The organism is Cupriavidus sp. UBA2010, from assembly GCF_002335265.1.
In the GTDB taxonomy this organism is placed as follows: Bacteria; Pseudomonadota; Gammaproteobacteria; order Burkholderiales; family Burkholderiaceae; genus Cupriavidus; species Cupriavidus metallidurans.
Genome location: NZ_DDCI01000020.1, coordinates 78,015 through 93,467 on the forward strand (window position 1 = coordinate 78,015; position 15,453 = coordinate 93,467).

Below are 15,453 nucleotides of genomic sequence, written 5' to 3' on the forward strand. Positions count from 1 at the left end.
TCCAGACCTGCCAGCGTGCGGGCACCGTCGGTGAAAGTGTCGACATTGCGGGCGCCGTCGGTGTACGGGCTGCGCGGGTCCTGCACGCCGTGCGCGCCCTCGCTGTACACGTCACGCGCGTCTTGCACGGAACGGGCACCGTCCGTGAACGGGTCGCGCGCGCCGGCATGGGAAAGCCCTGCTGCCTGGGCGCCTGCGGCGGCAGCGGCCAGGGCGATCGCGAAAACAAAACGCTTGGTGGTGGTCGAAGTCATGATGATGCTCCTTGAAGTAGCGGGATCGGGTTGGTAACTGCGTGCCCCGGGATCGCTTCGTTGCGGTTCGCCGTGGGCCACGCAACGTATTCAAGGAGACCGATGTATCGCGCCCGTAGCGCAAATGTGGGGTTTCAGTGACCGCACGTATCTGCGCCGGCGCCAGATACACAGCGATACAAAACCATGTGGAAATGTGACGCGCAGGCGATGGATATCGTCGCCCTGGCTCCAAAGGTGCCGCTTGCCTATCCGATTCTGTGGGTCGAGGCGCCTGCACGAACTGGCTTCCTCGTCACTGGGCACCAAAAGCAGACCTTGACACGTCATTCTCTTTTTACAATACTTATCTCATATTTATTCTCAAAAGGAGAACATCGCGCGTGCGATGTGAAGGCAACGTGGAACTGGCCGAACTGGAGATCTTTCGCGCGGTGGCCCGGGAACAGAGCATCACCCGGGCGGCGCGCGTGCTGGACAGGGTGCAATCCAACGTCACCACGCGCGTGAAGCAGCTCGAGGAAAGCCTCGGCGTCGCGCTGTTCCAGCGTGACAGCAAGAAGATGACCTTGACGCCTGAAGGCCAGCGGCTGCTTGGCTATGCCGAACAGATGCTCGCGCTGGCCGAGGAAGCCCGCCAATCGATGCGGGCCGATACGCCGAGCGGCACGCTTCGCGTGGGGTCCATGGAGAGTTCCGCCGCCACCCTGCTGCCGAAGCCACTCGGGCGCTATCACGCCGCCTGGCCCGACGTCGAACTCGATCTGACGACGGGCACCACGCAGAGCCTTGTCGACGCCGTGCTGGATCGCCGTCTGGACTGCGCGGTGGTCGCGCACCCTGGCAAGGGCGCCGCGCGCGATCTCGATATCGCTGAGATGGGCGCAGGACTGGAAGGCACGTTCATCCGGACCGAGGAACTGGTGCTGGTGCTGCCGGCCACGCATCCAAAGGTGCGCGGTCCGCAGGACGTAACGTTGCGCCACCTCGCCGCGTTCGCGCGTGGCTGCACATACCGCCGCTGCGCCGAGGAATGGCTGGAGGAAGGCGGCGACGAGGTACGCCGCACGCTGTCGGTCATGGAGATGCCGTCCTACCACGCGATCCTCGCGTCCGTGGCAGCCGGGTCGGCGGTAGGGATCGTGCCTCGCGCGTTGCTGGCATTGCATCCCGACCATGCCGAATTCCAGACCGTACCGGTCAGGCCTGCGCACACGTTTCTGGTCAAGCGCGCCGGATTCACCACGTCCGCCTTTGAAGCATTCCAGCGGGAGTTGCGTCATGTCTGATTGCCTGCATTCCCCGCACCCGTCTTCGGTTGCGCGCGGCAGTAGCCACGCCACGCCGGCATCGTGGCAAGAACCCGTCGCCGCCGCGCTGGCGCTAGCCGTGGTCATGGGCTTCGGCCGCTTCGCGTTCACCGGCATGTATCCGCTGATGGTCCAGGAAGGAGCCATGTCCGTTGGCACCGGCTCGCTCGCGGCCTCCGCCAACTACGCGGGCTATCTGGCCGGCGCGCTGCTTGCCACGAAGATCCCGGCGCGCACGGCCAGCGACTGGACGCGCGCCGCGCTCGTTGCCACGGTCCTGTGCATCCTCGCGCTCGCCGCGCCCATTCCGCCCACCGTTTTCGTGGCGCTGCGCTTTCTTGCAGGCGTGGCCAGCGCCGTGGGCCTTGTCTGCGCCTCGGTCTGGCTATTGCACGTCGTGGGCCGGCACAATGGCGCCCCGCTGCTCTTTGCTGGCGTGGGCACGGGCATCGCGGTTTCGGCCGAGCTGATCGCGATCGGCAATCTGTCGACACCGGGTAGCAGCGTGCTATGGCTGGTGCTGACAGTCGGCGCGCTAGCGCTGTCGGTACTGGCATGGCGGCCGATCCGCCAGCCTTCGGCACAAGCCGCCACGGCTTCGGCGGCGCACCAGCATCGGCCCCGGCACGCGCTGGGCGCGTGGCCGCTGGTCGCCAGCTATGGCCTGGCAGGTCTTGGCTACATCATCACCGCAACCTATCTGCCGCTGCTGATCCACGGCGCGCTCCACGACGTCAATCCACTTCACATCTGGGCCATGTTCGGGCTGGCAGCGGTGCCCTCCTGCTTCCTGTGGCACTCGGTGCACGAACGGCTGGGCACGCGGCGCGCCATGCAATGGAACCTCGTGGTCCAGGCGGTAGGTGTGGCGCTGCCGGCCATCAATCACTCTGCGGCCGCCTATCTGGCGAGCGCGGTGCTGGTTGGCGGCACGTTCGTCGGCACCGTGACCATCGCCGTACCCGCCGCCCGACACGCGGCGCATCTGGTCCGCTTCAATCTGGTGGCGGCAATGACCGCCGCCTACGGCGTGGGCCAGATCGCGGGGCCGCTGATGGCCTCAGCCCTGATGTCTCACGGCGGCAGCTTCAACGGCGCGATGGAGATCGCCTCCGCCGCCCTGCTGATCGCCGCCGGCATCTGCGAGATCCGCTCGACTGGCCAAACCGGCCAGACCCACCAGACCCATTCGTAAGCTCGACACGCCAACCGGGGAATCCGCCATGAACACCACCTCCCGCAGCCCGCGCCAGAACCTGCTCGCGCGGCTCAACCTCTCCACACCGATCATTCAGGCGCCCATGGCCGGCGTCAGCACACCGGCCATGGCGGCCGCCGTTTCCGAAGCGGGCGGCCTGGGCTCGCTGGGTGTCGGCGCGATGAACGTGGACGGCGCGCGCAAGGCGATCCGCGAAACCCGCGCGCTGACCAGCAAGCCGTTCAACATCAACCTGTTCTGCCATGTCCCCGACGCGCCCGATGCGGCGCGCGAGCGCGCCTGGCTCGAATACCTCGCGCCGGAATTCAAGAAGTTCGGCGCCGCCGCGCCTGCCAGCCTGAACGAGATCTACAAGACATTCCTGACCGATGAGGCCATGTTCCAGATGCTGCTCGAGGAAAAGCCCGCCGTGGTGAGCTTCCACTTCGGGCTTCCCGCGCAGGAGAAGATCGACGCGCTACGCGCGGCGGGCATCGTGCTGCTGGCCAGCGCCACATCGTTGCGGGAGGCGCGACTGATCGAAGCGGCGGGCATCGATGCGATCGTGGCGCAAGGTATCGAAGCCGGCGGCCATCGCGGCGTATTCGATGCATACGGCGACGACGAGGGACTGGGGACACTGGCACTGGTGCGCGTGCTGGTCGAGCGCACCAGTCTGCCCATCATTGCGGCGGGCGGCATCATGGACGGCGCGGGCATCGCGGCGGTACTGGCGCTGGGCGCACAGGCCGCGCAACTTGGCACGGCATTCGTCGGCACCCAGGAATCGTCCGCCGATGCCGCTTATCGCGCCGCATTGGCTGCCGCACTTACCGCCGAACAGCCGCGCCCGACCACCTTCACGCAGGCCATCTCGGGCCGCACCGCCCGCGGCTTCGCGAACCGGCTTACCGCGCTGGGCGCCGCTGCCGGCGCGCCGGCAGCCGCCGGCTACCCCATGACCTACGACGCCGGCAAGGCGCTGCACGCCGCGGCCAAGGCCAGTGGCAACAGCGACTATGCCGCGCAGTGGGCCGGCCAGGCAGTGCCCCTGGCCAGGGCGATGCCTGCGGCGGAACTGGTTGCCACGTTGACGGCGGAACTGAAAGCAACGCTGGAGCGGCTGAGCGGGTTGAAGGCAGTGCTGGGCTAAGAGGGAGGGATCAGGATCGGGCCGGACGGAGGCCCCCCGTTCGCGCCGATTCCCCGTCATTCGCCCCCAGATTCCGTCGATTCGGCCCATGCCCATGGCACTGGCGCGTGCAGTGGCCTATACATGACGCACCAACACAACCCGCACACTCCACATAGCGAGGTCACTCATGCGTCAGGAATCCATGCGCCCGCCCTTCCCTCCCGCCGACGACAACGCCTGGGCCTATTGGCGCGCCCGCCGCATGGTGCGGGCGCTGCGCGGCTGGTATATCCACCTGCTGGTCTATGTGCTGGTCAATGGCTGGCTGTGGTTCCGCTTCTACTACTTCGGCTCGCCGTCGTGGTCGCACTATCAGACCACGGGCTGGCCCTGGCCGCTGAGCACCACGCTCGGATGGGGGCTGGCGCTGGCGATCCACGGCGGGCTGGTGTGGATGCGGCTGTCGCGCTGGGGCCGCGACTGGGAAGCGCGCAAGATCCAGGAGTTCATGGATCGCCACTGAGCCCCGGCTTCAAGGCAGACGCTACATCTGCCTGAAGCGGTGCACATACGCGCGCGATACCGGCAGTTCGGTATCGCTGTCGCGCATCCGCACGAACAGCCGGCCGCTCTCGTCGCGGCGCGTCCCGGCGACGCATTCCATATTGACGATGGTCGAGCGGTGGACCTGCCAGAACACGTCGGGGTCCAGGCCCTCGGCCAGTTCCGCCAACGGTGTGCGGATCAAGTGCTCGCCGTCCCGCGTATGCACCACCACGTACTTGTCGTCGCTGTGGAAGTACATCACGTCCTGGATCGGCACATGGCTCGTGGTGTTGCCGCGGCTGGCGCGCACCCAGCGCAGCAGGCCGCCACCCTCGGCGCGTGGCTGGCCGCGCGTGAGCTGGCTCAGCAGCTGCGCCAGTTCCGGCATCGGCGCTGCATCCTGGAAGGCCTTGCGCAGCCGCTCCACGGTGCGGGCCAGGCGCTCGTCCGTCACCGGCTTGACCAGATAGTCGACCGCCGCGCGATCGAAAGCATCGAGCGCGAACTCGTCGTATGCGGTGACGAACACCAGCCGCGTATCGGTTTCGATACCCTGCGCCACCTCCAGCCCGGACATGCCCGGCATCTTGATATCGAGAAAGGCGACATCGGGCGCCAGACGCGCGATCGACGCCGCCGCCTCCACGCCGTTCGCGGCCTCTCCCACGATTTGCAGTTCCGGCCACAGCCGGGCCAGCTTGCCGCGCAGGTGGGCGCGCAGGTGTTCCTCGTCGTCTGCGATCAACGCCGTAGGGGCGGTGGACATCATGCGGTGTCTCCGGTTCGGAATGCGCGGGGCAGCGGGATCTCGATCAGTACGGCGGTCCCAGGTGACCGCTCCTCGATACGCACGTGGGCGTCACCGTCATACAGCACCGCCAGCCGCTCGCGCAGGTTCGACAGGCCCACGCCGGACCCGGCCTTGGGATGAAAGCCCATGCCGTCGTCCTCGATCGTCGCCAACATGCGCGGCCCGCGCGACTCCAGCGTGATCCGCAGATGGCCACCTTCGATCTTCGGTTCCAGCCCATGCTTGATGGCGTTCTCCACCACGGGCTGCAGCAGCATCGGCGCCAGCGGCGCGGTGTCGAGCGAGGGATCGACCTCGATCGTGTACTGCAGCCGGTCGCCCATGCGGATCTTCAGCAGCGCCAGGTAATCGCGCAGCAGCTTGGCCTCCTGCGCCACCGTGCCTTGCGTGGCGCGGCTGGCCGCCAGCGACGCGCGCAAGTAGGCAATGAAATGCTCGAGCATCAGCGTGGCTTTCTGCGGCGCCGGCTCGATCAGGCTGACCACGTTGGCCAGTGTATTGAACAGGAAGTGCGGCTCGATCTGGGCCTGCAGCAGGCGCATCTGCGCTTCCACGAGCTGCTTTTCCGTGGAGATCGTGCGCACCTGCTCGCGCGCCATGAACTCGGCGATCTTTCGTTCTTCCCAGCTACGGCCGAGCAAACCCACGCGGCTCCACGTCATCATGCCGTGTATGGCCAGCGCGATCCCCCAGCCCATCAGCGGCCCGCCTGACCACGGCCGATGTGGCGACGTCACAAGGTTGATGGTGATCAGCATCGCATTGACCGTCACGTAGACCAGTGCGTGCATGTAGAAGAAGCGCAGCGAGCGCACGCGACGGCGCGCATCGTTGTAGGCGCGCTGCTCGGAGGCGGTTCGCCAGAGTTCGGGGTCTGCGGGGCGCACGGTTGAATGGACGATTCGGATGGTCGGGGACGCGGAATGCTGCGAGGTTACCACCGGCACCCGCCGGAAGGCATCGGACGTCTCGCGGATGAACGGAAAGGCGGCGCCAATGGCCGCTGGCCGGCGCGACTTGCGACGCCCGCCGACTTGCGACGCCCGCAACTTGCGCGGATGATGGCGGGTGCCTGCCGCATCGCAACACGCACCGCTTCCGGAGATCTTCGCCCCCATGTCCACCCCGATGTCCGCCCCGACCGCCACCCTGAGCACTTCCTCGCCCTCGCCACTCGATCTCGCGCTGCTGCGCCAGTCGATTGCCCTGTCCGAAGATTCGAAGCAGCGTGGCCGCCATCCGTTCGCGGCGCTGGTGGCCGATGCCCAGGGCAATGTCATCGTCACGGCCGGCAACAACTCGATGCCGCCCGAAGGCGACCCCACCCAGCATGCCGAACTGGTGGCCGCTGCCCGCGCGGCAAAGCTGCTCACACCAGCCCAGCTCGCGGATTGCACGCTCTACACCAGCGCCGAGCCCTGCTGCATGTGTGCGGGCGCGATCTACTGGACCGGCATCGGGCGCGTGGTCTACGCGCTGTCGGAACATGCTCTGCTGGGCCTGACCGGCGATCATCCGGAGAATCCAACGTTCTCATTGCCATGCCGCGAGGTATTCGCGCGCGGACAGCGTCAGGTCATCGTGCTTGGACCGATGCTGGAAGACGAAGCGGCAGCACCGCATATCGGGTTCTGGGTGCCGCATGCGTGAATGGGCCTGAGCCCGGCGACTCAAACCTGATCGGCGCCAGCCTGCGCGATCTCCCCGGCTTCGGCACGCAGGCACGCCATCAGTTGCGTGGCGCCCGGCGCCAGTCGCCGGTCCCGCAGCGTGATCAGGCCGACCGGGGGCAAATCCACCTCCACCGGCATCGCCAGCACGCGGAAGCGCCCTTCGGCCTCGAGCTGGCGGCCTACGGTCCGCGCGACAAAGCCGACCGCCTGCCGCCGCACCACGAACGTGGTCACCGCCAGATACGAAGACGACTCCACCCGATCCACCGGGGGTTCGAATCCATGCCGGAAGAACGCCTGCTCGATCTTGACTCGCAGTGAAGCCCAGGGCGGCGGCAGCACCAGCGGGCCGCGCGCCAGATCCGCCCAGCCGGGGCGCTTCTTGCGCGCCAGCGGGTGGTCAGCGGCGACGATGGCAACCATCGGTTCGTCATAGAGCGGTTCGGTCACAAGATCCGGCGCCGCATAGGCTGGCTCCAGCCGCCCGACGATCACGTCGAGCTCCGACAGCCGCAACCGTGGCAGCAGGTGCGTGAGATCGCCCTCTTCGATCAGCACCGTGGCGCGCGCCGACTGCTGCTTGAGACGCTCCACCGCGCCGGCCAGCAACACCGGCAGCGTCGCCCCCATCGACCCCACGCGCACACGGCCTGACGCACCGCTGGCCTCGGCCTCGATCTCGTCACGCGTGACTTCGTACTGGGCCAGCACGGAACGGGCAAAGCGCACCAGCGCCTCACCGGCCGGCGTCGGCTCGGTCCCGCGCGTGGAGCGCGTGAACAGCGCCATACCCATCATCTTTTCGACTTCCACCAGCACCTTTGACACCGCCGGCTGGCTGACTGCCAGGAACTCGGCAGTGCGGCCCAGGTGGCGAAATTCGTCCAGCGCCACCAGCATCTGCAGGTGGCGTAGTTTGATGTTGGAGCGCAACGCGCGGTCGATGTGGGCCATGCTGGCGAGTCTACCTAACCTTTTGGTTATGAAGCAATGCCATTTTTTGATTGGATTGTTATGATCCGCGCCACCACAATCGCCGGCATGGCGACTGGCAGAGCACCAGCCGCATCGAACAACACCGGAGACATCATGACGCAAGGCAACCCCACCAGCCTCATGCGCCGCCGCCTGCTGCTGGGCAGCGCCGCGGCCACCGCCGCTGCCGCCACCGGCACCGCCGGCCTGATCGTGCCGGCCACGGCACGCGCCGCGGCCGAGTATCCCGAACGTCCCATCACCTTCATCTGCCCGTGGCCCGTCGGCGGCACGGCGGACCAGTCGATGCGTGCGCTTTGCCAGGTGGCGTCCGGCATCCTCAAGCAGTCGATCGTGGTGGAAAACCGCGCCGGCGCGTCGGGCATGATCGGCACCAAGGCGCTGGCCCGTGCCACGCCCGACGGCTACACGATCGGCCAGATTCCGATCTCGGTCACGCGCTTCTCGCAACTCGGGCTTCTGCAACTCGACCCGCGCACCGAACTGACCTATCTGGCGCGGACTTCCGGCCAGACATTCGGGATCGCCGTGCCGACGAACTCGCGCTTCAAGACGCTGGCCGACGTGATTGCCGAAGCCAAGGCACGCCCGGGCCACGTCACCTACGCGCACGCCGGCATTGGCGGCGCCACGCACGTGGGCATGGAGCAATTCGCCATGGTCGCGGGCGTCAAGTTCAACGCCATCGCCTACAAGGGCGGCTCCGCAGCCCTGCAGGACGTGCTGGCCGGGCAGGTGGACCTGCTGGCCGACTCCAGCTCGTGGGCGCCGCACGTGGAAGCCGGCAAGGCACGACTGCTGGCCACCTGGGGCGAGCAGCGCACGCCGCGCTTCAAGGACACGCCCACGCTCAAGGAGCTCGGCTACAACGTCGTGGTGGAAGCGCCCAACGGCATCGGCGCGCCCAAGGGGCTGCCGCCTGCCGTGGAGATGAAGCTGCGCGAGGCCTTCCGCGCGGCCGTGGCCAGCACCGAATTCAAGTCGGTGGCTGCACGCATCGACGCGCCGGTGATGTACCTGGACGGCCCCGACTACAAGAAGTACGTGGCCGCCGTCTATGACCAGGAAACCCAACTGATCCAGCGCCTGAAGCTCAAGGAAATGCTGCAACAGGGCTGATCGAAGCAAAACCATCGTGACCTCAAACCCCGTCATTCGCCTGCACGCCAACGACAACGTCCTGATCGCCCGTGGCGACCTGACGCTGGGCCAGCATCTGCCGGACCTCGACCTGCGCGTGCGCGCGCAGGTCCCCGCCGGCCACAAGATTGCCGCGCGCGCGATTGCGCGCGGCGAACAGGTACGCAAGTACGACACCGTCATCGGCGTAGCCGACCGCGATATCGGTCCGGGCGACCACGTGCACAGCCACAACCTCCGGCTGGTGGACTTCTATCGCGACCCGTCCTTCTGCAGCGACGTCCGCCCGATCGACTACGTGCCCGAAGCCGAGCGCGCCACGTTCATGGGCTATGTGCGTCCCGACGGGCGCGTGGGCACACGCAACTTCATCGGCATCCTGTCGTCGGTGAACTGTTCGGCCACGGTGATCAAGCACATTGCCGCGCACTTCACGCCCGAGCGTCTGGCCGCCTACCCCAATGTCGATGGCGTGGTGGCGTTCGCGCAGAGCAGCGGTTGCGGCATGTCGTCACCGAGCGAGCACTTCGATCTGCTGCGCCGCACGCTGGCCGGCTACGCGCGCCATGCAAACCTTGCTGGCGTGCTGATCGTCGGCCTGGGCTGCGAGCGCAACCAGGTGGCCTCGCTGGTGGAATCGCAAGGACTGGTCCCCGGAGAGAACCTCCACACGCTGGTCATGCAGGACACCGGCGGTACCCGGGCGACCATCGCGGCAGGCGTACAAGCCGTGGAGCGGATGCTGCCCGCCGCCAACGCCTTCACACGGCAGCGTGTCAGCGCCAGCCACCTCAAGATCGGCCTGGAATGCGGCGGTTCGGATGGCTTTTCGGGCATCACCGCGAACCCCGCGCTCGGCGCGGCGATGGACATCCTGGTGCGACACGGCGGCACGGCAATCCTGTCGGAGACGCCCGAGATCCACGGCGTGGAATACATGCTGACGCGCCGCGCGGTCACGCCCGAGGTCGGCCAGAAACTGCTGGACCGACTGGCCTGGTGGGAACGCTATACGGCCGGGCAGAACGCGCAGTTCAACGGCGTGGTGGGTCACGGCAACCAGCAGGGCGGACTGGCCAATATCTTCGAGAAATCGCTCGGCTCGGCCATGAAAGGCGGCACCACGCCGCTACAGGCCGTCTACGAGTACGCGGAGCCGATCGACAAGGCCGGCTTCGTGTTCATGGATTCACCCGGCTACGACCCCGTCGCCGCCACCGGCCAGATCGCCAGCGGCGCCAACCTGATCTGTTTCACTACGGGGCGCGGTTCGATGTTCGGGTCCAAACCCGCGCCGACGATCAAGCTGGCGTCGAACTCGCCCATGTATCGGCGGCTCGAGGAAGACATGGATATCAACTGTGGTCTGGTGCTCGACGGCGAACTCAGCGTGGCGCAGATGGGCGAACGGATCTTCGAACACATCCTGCGCGCCGCGTCGGGCGAGCCCACCAAGAGCGAGTTGCTTGGGCTTGGCGACCATGAATTCGTGCCCTGGCACGTGGGGATCGTGAGCTAGCGCCTTTGGTGCTTCCTACGTTAGCCCTCTCCCCCGGCCGTGCCAGACATCACCCACTTCCCTATGCTGACCACCCTCGCCAACCCTGACCTCCTCCGCACCCGGAACCTGATCGCCCAGCACTGGTGCGACGCCCACGTCCGGCTACCGGTCACCGACCCCGCCACCGGTCACGTCATTGCCGAAGTGCCCGATAGCAATGCCGCCGACGCGCAGCGCGCCGCCGATGCGGCCGCAGCAGCGTTCCCGGACTGGAGCCACCGCACCGCTCGCGAACGCGCGCAACTGATCAAGCGCTGGCACGCGCTGATCCTCGCTCACGAGCAGGACCTGGCGCGCATCATCTCCGCCGAGCAGGGCAAGCCGACGCACGAGAGCCTGGGCGAAGTCCGCTATGGCGCGTCGTATGTCGAATGGTTCGCCGAAGAAGCCACGCGCATCTGCGGCGATGTGGTGGCAGAAGCGGTGCCGGGCCGCAAGATGATCGTGCTGAAGGAGCCCGTGGGTGTGGTGGCCGCGATCACGCCGTGGAACTTTCCCCTGGCGATGATCGCGCGCAAGATCGCGCCAGCGCTGGCCGCTGGCTGCACCGTGGTGGCCAAGCCGGCCGAGGACACGCCACTGACCGCCCTCGCCCTCGTATGGCTCGCGCAGCAGGCAGGGCTGCCGCCAGGCGTGCTCAATATCGTTACTGCCTCCCGCGCCAATACGCCGGCCGTCGTCGATGCCTGGCTGGCCGATCCCCGCGTGCGCAAGATCACGTTCACCGGCTCCACGCCGGTCGGCAAACATCTGGCGCGCGAATCGGCCGGCACGCTCAAGAAACTGTCACTCGAACTCGGCGGCAACGCGCCGTTCATCGTGTTCGACGATGCCGATCTCGACGCCGCCGTCGATGGCCTGATGGCTGCCAAGTTCCGCAACGGCGGCCAGACCTGCGTGTGCCCGAACCGCGTCTATGTCCAGGATGGCGTGCATGACGCGTTCGTCGAACGGCTGGCGGCACGCGTGGCCGCATTGCACGTGGGGCCCGCCACCGAATCCGCCGCGCAGATCGGCCCGATGATCAATGCGCGTGCCGTCGACAAGATCGACCGCCACGTGCGCGACGCCGTCGACAAGGGCGCCCGCGTGGTGACCGGCGGGGAGCGCGTGCGTACCGGCGACGGCCCGCACTATTACGCGCCCACCGTGCTGGTGGACGCTACGCCGGCCATGGCGCTGGCGCACGAGGAAACGTTCGGCCCGGTGGCGCCGGTGTTCCGCTTCCGGCACGAAGACGAGGTCGTGCGCCACGCCAACGACACCCCGTTCGGCCTGGCCGCGTATTTCTATTCGAACGACGTGCGCCGCATCTGGCGCGTGGCGCAGGCGCTGGAGACCGGCATCGTCGGCATCAACGAGGGGGCGCTGGCCTCGGAGGCCGCCCCGTTCGGCGGTGTCAAGGAATCCGGCTACGGGCGCGAGGGCTCGCGCCACGGACTTGACGATTACATGCATACCAAGTATCTCTGCCAGGGCCAATTGCTCTGAAATCCGTCTGACAACGAAGGCCCGACAGGAGACATCATGCCCGCACACAACCCCTTCAAGGCCGCGCTGACCGCGCGCCAGGCGCAAATCGGACTCTGGATGTCCGGCGCCGCGCCCTACTTCGCCGAAGTCACCGCCACGGCCGGCTTCGACTGGCTGCTGATCGACGGGGAACACGCACCCAACGACGTGCGCACGATCCTGCAGACGCTGCAGGTGCTCGGCCCCTACCGCTCGCAGCCAGTGGTGCGCGCCGTCGCCGGCGAGACCGCGCTGATCAAGCAACTGCTCGATATCGGCGCGCGCTCGCTGCTGGTGCCGATGGTCGACACCGCCGAGCAGGCAGCCGAACTGGTACGCGCCACGCGCTACCCGCCGTTCGGCGTGCGCGGCGTGGGCAGCGCGGTGGCCCGCGTGTCGCAATGGAGCGCGCGCACCGACTACCTTGACGTGGCCGACGACGAGGTCTGCCTGCTGGTGCAGGCAGAGACCGTGACCGCCATGCAGAACCTGGAAGCGATCTGCGCCGTCGATGGCGTCGACGGTGTGTTCATCGGCCCGGCCGATCTGGCGGCATCGATGGGCCATCGCGGCAAACCCGGCCACCCGGACGTGCAGGCCCAGATCGAGACCGCCATGCGCACCATCGTCGCCAGCGGCAAGGCTGCCGGCACGCTGACTTCAGACCCTGCCCTGGCACGCCGATATCTCGAACTCGGCTGCACGTTCGTCGCCACCGGCGTGGACGTGCTGGTGTACGCCAACGCGGCCCGCAAGCTGGCCGCCGAATTCCTGCCCGACCGCGCCGGCCAGATCAGCGCGCCGGGCGCCGCCTACTGATTCGCACGATGACCGCCCTGCCCTCCCAAGACGTTCTGCTTCAGGCCATGCAGGCCATTGTCGGCCCGCATGGCTGCCTGACCGCCGCAGCCGATACCGAACCGTTTGTCACCGACTACCGGCGCATCTACGTCGGCAAGTCGCCCGTCGTGGTCATGCCGTCGACCACCGAACAGGTCAGCCAGGTGATGACCTGGTGCTACCAGCACGACGTGCCGGTAGTGCCGCAAGGCGGCAACACCTCGCTGATGGGTGGTGCGGTGCCCGACGACAGCGGCACAGCCGTAGTCATCAGCCTGCGCAAGATGCATCGCGTGCTGGCGATCGACACCGTCAACGATACGATGACCGTCGAAGCCGGCGTCACGCTCTCCGCCGCGCGGCAGGCCGCCGAAGACAGCAAGCGCCTGTTCCCGCTGCGCATCGGCTCCGAGGGCTCGTGCCAGATCGGCGGCAACCTGTCCACCAATGCGGGCGGCACGGCGGTGCTGCGCTACGGCAACATGCGCGATCTGGTGCTTGGCATCGAAGCGGTGCTGCCCGATGGTCGCGTGTTCTCGTCGCTGCGCGGCCTGCGCAAGGACAACACCGGCTACGACCTCAAGCACCTGTTCATCGGCGCGGAAGGCACGCTCGGCATCATCACGGGTGCGGTACTCAAGCTGATGCCGCAGCCGCGCTCGTCGGCCGTGGCATTCGTGGCCGTGCAAAGCCCCGAGGCAGCCGTGAAGCTGCTGGGCGAAGCGCGGGCGCTGTCCGGCCAGGCCGTGACGGCCTTCGAACTAATCTCGGCGCCGGCGCTGGACCTCGTGCTCGAATATCTCGGCAACGAACCGTCGCCGCTAGAAGGCCGGCATGACTGGATGGTGCTGATCGAACTGACATCGGGCGCCGACGAGGAAAGCCTGAACACGACGCTGATGGAGATCCTGGAAGCCGGCCTCGGCCAGGGATGGGTGGTGGATGCGGCCGTGGCGTCGAGCCTGACCGACGCGCAGAAATTCTGGCGCATCCGCGAGGAGATCTCCGACGCCCAGACGCGCACCGGCGGCAGCATCAAGTGCGATATCTCGGTACCGGTATCGCGTATCGCGGACTTCATCGGCAAGGCTTCCGCAGGCGTGCTGGCACTGGAGCCGGCCACGCGGATGGTGATCTACGGGCACATGGGCGATGGCAACGTGCACTTCAACCCGCTGCGGCCGAAGGATCGCCCGGCCAGGGACTTCCTGGCCCAGTGGTACAAGCCCGTATCCGATCTGGTCGATGGTCTCGCGCACGCGGAGAACGGCTCGATCTCGGCCGAGCACGGCATTGGTGTGGCCAAGCGCGACGACCTGACGCGCTACAAGTCCACGGTGGAGCTGGAGCTGATGTGGCAGGTCAAACGCGCGCTCGATCCGAAGAACCTGCTGAACCCGGGACGGGTGCTGCCACGGATCGCTGGGCCCGCTGACTGAGCCAGACCCCGCCGAGCACGAGCACCATGCCTGCGAGCTGTGCCGTGCTCAGCGTCTGACCCAGCGCGATCCAGCCGAGCACCACCGCCGTCAGCGGACTCAGGAACCCCAGCGTGGCTACGGCGCCCGGCCCCAACCGGGCAATGCCGCGGAACCACAGCACGTAGGTCAGCGCCGCCCCGATCAGGCTGAGCCATGCCATGCCAAGCACGTTCGGCAGGGTCAGCGCCGGCAGCGGCGGCTCCAGCCACCACGCGAACGGTACCAGCAGCAGGCCGCCCGCCGTCAGTTGCCAGGCCGTGAACGTCAACGCCGGCACGGGTGGCTGCCAGCGGCGCGTCAGCACCGTGCCAAGCGCCATCGACACCGCGCCGGCCAGCCCCGCCACCACGCCCACCGCATCGAGCGTCGCCTTCGGCGTCAATACCAGCAGCGCCACGCCTGCAAGACCGGCCAGGGCCGCCACGATCGCGGCCACGCGGATTGCCGACCCAAGCAATACGCGCGACAGCCCCAGCACGATCAACGGCTGGATGGCGCCAAGCGTCGCGGCCACGCCGCCCGGCAGGCGATATGCCGAGACGAACAACATGGCCCAGAAGAACGAGAAATTGAGCGCGCCAAGCACCAGCAGACGCGGCCACCAGCCCCGGCCCGGCCATTGGCGGCCAAGCAGCCACAGCAGGATGCCCGCCGGCAAGGCACGCAGCATCGCCACCGTCAGCGGATAGCCCTGCGGCAGCCAGTTCGTGGTCACCAGATAGGTGCTGCCCCAGATTGCGGGGGCAAGCGCGGTCAGCAGCAGGTCCGTCGTGCGGGTATGGGTCATGGTTTCCGGCAGGGATTCTGGCGTGGCGCGCGGCACGTGGCGCATATGGCTCGAAGCGTACTGGACAAACCGGTCGTCGGGTATCGGCGTGCGTTCAACACACTATTGACCATTCGTAATCAATCGGGGCGCGTCCGCAACGGAACACGCCTCCATCTGCCCATCGCGGGTCCGCTTTCTGGTGGAGACACCGCCCGAGCCGACGGTGT

The 15,453-nt window shown here is 67.4% G+C and carries 14 protein-coding genes and 1 pseudogene; 10 read left to right on the forward strand and 5 right to left on the reverse strand.

The window, feature by feature from the left end; translation table 11 throughout:
• Window positions 1–254 (reverse strand): annotated as a pseudogene (locus tag B2246_RS14990) (hydroxyquinol 1,2-dioxygenase); the annotation flags it as partial.
• 401 nt (window positions 255–655) lie between these two features.
• Between B2246_RS14990 and B2246_RS14995 the strand changes: the two are divergent.
• The 4 genes from B2246_RS14995 (at window position 656) to B2246_RS15010 (ending at window position 4,420) form a co-directional block, all read left to right on the forward strand.
• Entirely contained in the window at window positions 656–1,543 is an 888-nt protein-coding gene (locus B2246_RS14995; protein WP_286882035.1) for a LysR substrate-binding domain-containing protein, read from the forward strand.
• Window positions 1,536–2,759, forward strand: coding sequence for a YbfB/YjiJ family MFS transporter (locus B2246_RS15000; protein ID WP_286881991.1), 1,224 nt, complete (start codon window positions 1,536–1,538; stop codon window positions 2,757–2,759). The genes B2246_RS14995 and B2246_RS15000 overlap by 8 nt, the downstream gene beginning before the upstream one ends.
• Window positions 2,760–2,787: 28 nt before the next feature.
• Window positions 2,788–3,915, forward strand: coding sequence for an NAD(P)H-dependent flavin oxidoreductase (locus B2246_RS15005; RefSeq protein WP_035883840.1), 1,128 nt, complete (start codon window positions 2,788–2,790; stop codon window positions 3,913–3,915).
• A gap of 184 nt (window positions 3,916–4,099) precedes the next feature.
• Window positions 4,100–4,420, forward strand: a complete 321-nt coding sequence (locus tag B2246_RS15010; protein ID WP_024570492.1) for a 2TM domain-containing protein — start codon at window positions 4,100–4,102, stop codon at window positions 4,418–4,420.
• A 21-nt stretch (window positions 4,421–4,441) separates the two neighbouring features.
• On the opposite strand, the gene B2246_RS15015 is transcribed toward B2246_RS15010, so the two are convergent.
• A complete protein-coding gene (locus B2246_RS15015) occupies window positions 4,442–5,212 on the reverse strand; it encodes a LytR/AlgR family response regulator transcription factor (RefSeq protein ID WP_186425868.1) in 771 nt (256 codons plus the stop codon).
• A complete protein-coding gene (locus B2246_RS15020) occupies window positions 5,209–6,372 on the reverse strand; it encodes a sensor histidine kinase (RefSeq protein ID WP_286881990.1) in 1,164 nt (387 codons plus the stop codon). The genes B2246_RS15015 and B2246_RS15020 overlap by 4 nt, the downstream gene beginning before the upstream one ends.
• On the opposite strand from B2246_RS15020, the gene B2246_RS15025 reads away from it, so the two are divergent.
• Window positions 6,371–6,904: a nucleoside deaminase gene (locus B2246_RS15025; protein WP_152564909.1), complete on the forward strand. Its 534-nt coding sequence runs from the start codon at window positions 6,371–6,373 to the stop codon at window positions 6,902–6,904. The two genes, B2246_RS15020 and B2246_RS15025, sit on opposite strands and share 2 nt — an antisense overlap.
• A gap of 20 nt (window positions 6,905–6,924) precedes the next feature.
• Here the strand turns inward: B2246_RS15025 and B2246_RS15030 are convergent, their stop codons facing one another.
• Window positions 6,925–7,881: a LysR substrate-binding domain-containing protein gene (locus B2246_RS15030; RefSeq protein ID WP_286881989.1), complete on the reverse strand. Its 957-nt coding sequence runs from the start codon at window positions 7,879–7,881 to the stop codon at window positions 6,925–6,927.
• A 135-nt stretch (window positions 7,882–8,016) separates the two neighbouring features.
• Here B2246_RS15030 and B2246_RS15035 point away from each other — a divergent pair, with 135 nt between their 5' ends.
• From B2246_RS15035 to B2246_RS15055, 5 genes are all read left to right on the forward strand, one after another.
• A complete protein-coding gene (locus B2246_RS15035) occupies window positions 8,017–9,042 on the forward strand; it encodes a tripartite tricarboxylate transporter substrate binding protein (protein WP_286881988.1) in 1,026 nt (341 codons plus the stop codon).
• Window positions 9,043–9,058: 16 nt separating this feature from the next.
• Entirely contained in the window at window positions 9,059–10,582 is a 1,524-nt protein-coding gene (locus tag B2246_RS15040; RefSeq protein WP_186425865.1) for a UxaA family hydrolase, read from the forward strand.
• Between the two features lie 63 nt (window positions 10,583–10,645).
• On the forward strand, window positions 10,646–12,115 hold the full coding sequence (locus tag B2246_RS15045; protein ID WP_286881987.1) for an NAD-dependent succinate-semialdehyde dehydrogenase: 1,470 nt from the start codon (window positions 10,646–10,648) through the stop codon (window positions 12,113–12,115).
• 36 nt (window positions 12,116–12,151) lie between these two features.
• Window positions 12,152–12,955: a 4-hydroxy-2-oxoheptanedioate aldolase gene (gene hpaI / locus B2246_RS15050; protein ID WP_286881986.1), complete on the forward strand. Its 804-nt coding sequence runs from the start codon at window positions 12,152–12,154 to the stop codon at window positions 12,953–12,955.
• 8 nt (window positions 12,956–12,963) lie between these two features.
• Complete coding sequence (locus tag B2246_RS15055) at window positions 12,964–14,415, forward strand: FAD-binding oxidoreductase (protein WP_008648851.1); 1,452 nt, start codon at window positions 12,964–12,966, stop codon at window positions 14,413–14,415.
• Here the strand turns inward: B2246_RS15055 and B2246_RS15060 are convergent.
• Entirely contained in the window at window positions 14,339–15,244 is a 906-nt protein-coding gene (locus B2246_RS15060) for an EamA family transporter (protein WP_080709861.1), read from the reverse strand. The two genes, B2246_RS15055 and B2246_RS15060, sit on opposite strands and share 77 nt — an antisense overlap.
• Window positions 15,245–15,453: the final 209 nt, after the last annotated feature.